The organism is Paraclostridium sp. AKS73 (assembly GCF_025671395.1).
GTDB lineage: Bacteria > Bacillota > Clostridia > Peptostreptococcales > Peptostreptococcaceae > Paraclostridium > Paraclostridium benzoelyticum.
In genome coordinates this window covers 1-3,665 of sequence record NZ_JAIXHU010000074.1, presented here as the reverse complement: position 1 = coordinate 3,665, position 3,665 = coordinate 1, and the positions used below count along the sequence as shown (strand labels likewise).

The window sequence follows — 3,665 nt, the reverse complement described above, 5'->3', positions numbered from 1 at the left end:
TAAAAATAATATAAATAGATTATAGTCTTAAATTTTCACGTATCCATTTCATATATAACTATAACCCAATTTAAAGTAAAATAATATCATAAATTTTTATATTTTTCTAGTGTATTTTCTAAAATCAATAAAAAAAAAACTAACTACAAATGAGTTAGTTTAATCAAAATATCTACTAAATGTTTAATCTATTTATCTTAGGACTTACTATTCTAAATCATTTAAGAATTATTGCAATATATTTTTTAATTTCTATTTAAATTTTCAGTATATTTTTCCAGCTTGACTCAATAATATATTTATATTGTAGTGGGAGGTGTTTTTTTGATTAAGTGTTTATCTACAAACTGCACTTTTAATAATAGCGGAGTATGCTCTGCGTCTGTAATTCATATAGAAGGATTCGATGCTGACATTACACCTGAGACTTACTGTAAAACATTTGTTGAAGCGGATAATTCTGCTAAAATGACAAGTTCCGTATGTGACATTGAAACTTCTTCTAAAAATATAATTTGTAGTGCTTCTAACTGTACATACAACTTTAATGGTGCTTGTAAGTCTTCAGATGTTCAAATCAACTCTTTAAATAATACTTGCGAAACATTTATAAAAAGATATTTTAATAGTAATTATGAATATTAATTAAAGGCACCTATAAAAGGTGCCTTTAATATTTGTGCACTAATTTGTCCCTAGTTTAATAATATATTATTAATCATTTTATATATTAGGGGTGAATTCAGTTGATAGAGTCGTTAATTTTAGTTTCTTCTTTATGTATAGATACTTTTGTAGCTAGTATAGCTTATGGGACCGATAGAATAAAAATCCCTTTTTATTCTAATTTAGTAATAAATTTAGTTTGTTCCTTATTTCTTGGTATAGCTTTAGCTCTAGGTGGATTTTTAAAAGATTTTTTATCTCCAAGTACCGCAAGTGTTTTAAGTTTCGCATTATTGTTATCACTTGGCTTTTTTAGACTATTTGAATCTTTTTTTAAAACCTATGTTAGAAAATTTTCTAGTTCAGGCGCACCTTTGACTTTTAAAGCATTTGACTTTAAATTTGTTTTAGAAATTTACGCCAATGAAACTAAGGCTGATTATGACAAATCCAAAACACTTACACTTAAAGAAGCTGTATATTTAGCTGTTGCTCTTTCATTAGATAGTTTAGCTGTTGGATTCGGTAGTAGTTTGGTATCAATAAATCATTTACAAGTTGTTATACTATCTTTTATTATAGGAACTTGCTGCCTTTTTATAGGAGTTCGTATAGGTAAAAAATTCATAGAGAAAGTAGATTTAAATCTTTCTTGGCTTTCTGGATTAATGCTTATTGTTTTAGCATTCATTCGTTTTATATAAAAAGAGAAGCATAGTGCTTCTCTTTTTATTTTTATGCAAAATCTATTTCATCAAAACTAAAATCTTCATCTTCATTAACTTCTTCTAATTCTTTCTTTATCATATTTCCTTCATATACTTTAAAGAACGGATAATATATCACTATACTTATTAATACTAATGCACATACAAATATAACATTTCTAATATCCATAGACGATAAGTATGCCTGTGCAAAGAATGGTGTAAATGATGGATCTACTATATACCCACAAGTTATAAATCCTATCTTTTGTGCAAAATAAGTAAGTGATACTGATATAATCGGAGTTATTATAAATGGTATAGCAAGTATAGGATTAAATACTATAGGTCCTCCAAATATTATAGGCTCGTTTATTCCACATATACCAGGTATAACAGATAGTCTCCCTAATGATTTTAAGTGTGTAGATTTACTTTTAGCCATTAAAATAGCTAACCCCAATGTATTTCCTGCTCCACCTAATACATTCTTCTCTGAGGTTTTATTGTTATTTGAATGCATCATAAGTAACATTGATTAATTTTGTATTAAAGTAATATTAATATTTTTTTTTAGTTTTTTTTAAATATCTTTCAAGGGTTTAGAAAAAAGTTTTCAAATAAAAAACATTTTATTAAAAAAGTTCTTAATTTTAGTACTTTTTTATTTGCACTTTTAATCAAATTAATAAACTTTTGTATATATATTCATAAAATTATGACCATAATTTATAATATAGTTAGAATTAATAACCTTATTATGATATTATTAATAGGTTGTCTTAAATTAAATTAGCAATATTTTGAGAGGTAAATAATATGAATTTTAAAGAATTAGGAATTAATGATAATACGATAGAAAAATTAAAAATAATGGGAATAACTAATCCTACTCCTATTCAAGAGGAAAGTATTGGACTTATAAAATCTGGTAACGATGTAATCGCTGAAGCTCAAACAGGTACTGGTAAAACTTTAGCATTTTTACTACCTATATTAGAAAATATTTCACCTGAACTTGGACATGTCCAAGCTTTAATTGTTTCTCCAACTAGAGAACTTGCTATACAAATAACAAAAGAAGCAGAAAAACTTTGTGAGAATACGGATATAAATTTATTAGCAATGTATGGTGGAAAAGATATAGGTGCACAATTAAAAAAATTAAAAAAGAATATTCACTTAGTTATAGCTACTCCTGGTAGATTGTTAGACCATATAGAGAGAGAAACTATTGACCTTAGCAAATTAAAAGTAATAGTTTTAGATGAAGCAGATCAAATGCTATTTATGGGATTTAGAATTGAAGTTGAAACAATACTTAGACAAACTCCTAAAAAACGTCAAATGCTTTGCTTCTCTGCAACAATGGATTCTGCTGTTAAGAAATTAGCATATAAATATATGAATAATCCTGCTGTAGTTAGTGTTCAAAAGGAAGAGATAACGCTTACTAATATAAAGCAAAATGTAGTTGAAACTACAGATAGAGGAAAGCAAGATGCTCTATGTTCTGTACTTGATTCAGATAATCCATTCATGGGAATAATTTTCTGTAGAACTAAGGCTAGAGTTGATAAGCTTGAAGAGGTCTTACACAGAAGAAAATACAACTGTGCTAAACTTCATAGTGATATAAAACAATCTCATAGAGAACGAATAATGAAATCATTTAGAAATGCAGACATACAATACCTAATAGCAACAGATGTTGCCTCAAGAGGATTAGATATAAGTGGTGTATCTCATGTATATAACTATGATATTCCTGAAAATGCTGAAACTTACATTCACAGAATAGGAAGAACCGGAAGAGCTGGTGAAGAAGGTTACACTTGTATGTTCGTTGACCCTAAAGATCACAACACACTAAAAGAAATAGAAGAAGCTATCGAAATGGAAATTCCAAGAAGAGAAGTATAAAAAAAGAAGTGCAAAAGCACTTCTTTTTTATTTTACACAACAAAAAATGGTTGATATTTAGTTTGCAGCGAAGTGGTCATTTAAATCATCTTTTCTTATCCTTTATCTCATACCGTACAAGCGTAATTCTTCTTTATTTTACATATCAAAAAAGTGGTTAAGGTTTAGTTTACAACGCCGAGGTCATTCAAAGCATCTTCTCAGCTTTATGACCCAAGTGCAAACTAAACCTTAACCACCACAAATTCACGTAAAATAAAAAAGATTACACGGCTACGTCCTACTCTCCCAGGCAGCTTCCCACCAAGTACCATCGGCGCTAAAGAGCTTAACTTCTGTGTTCGGAATGGGAACAGGTGTATCCTCTTT

Annotated in this window: 4 protein-coding genes and 1 rRNA gene; 3 read left to right on the top strand and 2 right to left on the bottom strand. The window is 28.3% G+C overall.

What is annotated here, in order from left to right; genetic code table 11:
* Window positions 1-324: 324 nt before the first annotated feature.
* Both LEQ07_RS19475 and ytaF read left to right on the top strand, forming a co-directional pair.
* Window positions 325-645 (top strand): DUF1540 domain-containing protein, encoded by a 321-nt coding sequence (locus tag LEQ07_RS19475; RefSeq protein ID WP_046822202.1) that lies wholly within the window; start codon window positions 325-327, stop codon window positions 643-645.
* 101 nt (window positions 646-746) lie between these two features.
* Entirely contained in the window at window positions 747-1,370 is a 624-nt protein-coding gene (ytaF, locus tag LEQ07_RS19470; RefSeq protein WP_263331909.1) for a sporulation membrane protein YtaF, read from the top strand.
* A 31-nt stretch (window positions 1,371-1,401) separates the two neighbouring features.
* Here the strand turns inward: ytaF and LEQ07_RS19465 are convergent, their stop codons facing one another.
* Entirely contained in the window at window positions 1,402-1,908 is a 507-nt protein-coding gene (locus tag LEQ07_RS19465; protein WP_263331907.1) for a PTS transporter subunit EIIC, read from the bottom strand.
* Window positions 1,909-2,192: 284 nt separating this feature from the next.
* Between LEQ07_RS19465 and LEQ07_RS19460 the strand changes: the two genes are divergently transcribed.
* On the top strand, window positions 2,193-3,296 hold the full coding sequence (locus tag LEQ07_RS19460) for a DEAD/DEAH box helicase (RefSeq protein WP_263331905.1): 1,104 nt from the start codon (window positions 2,193-2,195) through the stop codon (window positions 3,294-3,296).
* Window positions 3,297-3,563: 267 nt separating this feature from the next.
* Here LEQ07_RS19460 and rrf read toward each other — a convergent pair.
* A 5S ribosomal RNA gene (gene rrf, locus LEQ07_RS19455) occupies window positions 3,564-3,665 on the bottom strand; the annotation flags it as partial.